Origin of the sequence: Streptomyces sp. NPDC101166, assembly GCF_044768125.1 — a bacterium.
In the GTDB taxonomy this organism is placed as follows: Bacteria; Actinomycetota; Actinomycetes; order Streptomycetales; family Streptomycetaceae; genus Streptomyces.
Genome location: NZ_JBIWPF010000143.1, coordinates 1 through 1,341, shown reverse-complemented (window position 1 = coordinate 1,341; position 1,341 = coordinate 1). Strand labels below are relative to the sequence as shown.

The window sequence follows — 1,341 nt, the reverse complement described above, 5'->3', positions numbered from 1 at the left end:
CGCATAGTCCGTGTGCCCGAGGTGTGACTCGATATGCGTGTCGCCAGCTAGTACGAGGTCGTGGTATCGGACACCACCACGCCGTTCCGGTCGATCACCTGGACGTGCTGAGTTCCGTGCTTACCTCCGTCGCTGCTGGTGGACGTGGACAAAATGATCGTGCCGTCGGGCTTTTCGGTGCGTGATGTCACCGAGAAATTGCCGTCCAAACTGCTGTCCTCTGCACCCTGCGCTGTATATACGGATCCGTCGTTGTAGGTGTCGACGCGCTTGAACGTGGAATGGCCGTCGCCTCCGTCAACGCGGTCGAGCCGGAACGTGCCTACCTGGTTGCCCGCACTGTCCCTGAGGATTCCGGTCTTGAGGAAACTGGTCGTACCGTCGGCATCAGCCGCGAACTCGATCAGATTGGTCCCGTCAGGGGTGCTGGTGGTCTTCCGGACGAAATTTCCGGCAGCGTCGAACTCGGTGACAGTGGTCTTGCCGGTCGCCTTGTTGAGGGTGGTGACGGTCTTGCCGCCATCGGACTTGACGTCCTCGATGGTGAGCTCCACCGGGTCAGAAGCGCCCGGTTCTCCACTGCCTTCGCCACCAGTAGGCCCGCCCCTGCTACCTCCTCTGCTGCCGCCGGAGTGGCCGCCGCCAACTTCCACGGCATCACCGCCGCCGATCGATCCGGTGAAGCCGCCGCCGAACGACTCACGCCCGTGATGGGTGTTTTCATTCACCACAGTGGTGATGACGGGTTCCTCCGCCGCCTTCTTCTGCTGTATAGGCATCGCTGTCCCACCCCTTCTGATCTGCGCCGACGACCGGCAGCCGTGTCAATGGGTATACGCGGACAGTCCAAGATCAGTTCTGCGTCAGCAACGAGATCCTTCGACACCACAGGTTCGTGGCCCGGGTGTGGCGAGCATGGGCGCCGGATCATCGAGCCACTACCCGACGCACACGCTGCACGACGTTTCTTAAGCCACCGGCTTCCAGACGAAGGTGGCGGTGGCCCCGGCGGGGAGGGTGTAGGTGGTCTTCCGGCCGTTGTCGCTGAGGGTGAAGGTGTGATCGACGCCGTCGTTGGCGGTTGCCACCAAAACCCGGCTGCCGTCAGGATTGTCGAACGCGACGCCTTCGAGGCCGCATCGCCAGCCGGAAACCGGCGTGGTCGTGCAGGCACTAGGGGTAGTGGCGTCGATCCGTTTCGCCCCGAGCTGGATGAACTTGCTGAAGTGCGCCAACGCCCAGTAGTCCGAGGTGAAGCTGTAGTCGTTGCGGTCGGTGTTCACGGTGACCGGCGCGATGCAATCCTGTCCCGCATAGGGTCCGACGAGCCCGCGGCAGCCG

General features: G+C 63.1%; 2 protein-coding genes. Both read right to left on the bottom strand.

Annotated elements, in window-relative coordinates; translation table 11 throughout:
• Nucleotides 1–47: 47 nt before the first annotated feature.
• Complete coding sequence (locus ACIRS4_RS37140; RefSeq protein WP_404204526.1) at nucleotides 48–779, bottom strand: hypothetical protein; 732 nt, start codon at nucleotides 777–779, stop codon at nucleotides 48–50.
• Between the two features lie 189 nt (nucleotides 780–968).
• Nucleotides 969–1,341 (bottom strand): glycoside hydrolase family 30 beta sandwich domain-containing protein (locus tag ACIRS4_RS37135; protein WP_404204524.1); only part of this gene is annotated, 373 nt, incomplete at its 5' end.

Excerpts from the sequence above, each read along its gene's own strand:
- ACIRS4_RS37140 (WP_404204526.1), bottom strand. The coding sequence starts at position 779 with ATGCCTATACAGCAGAAGAAGGCGGCGGAGGAACCCGTCATCACCACT.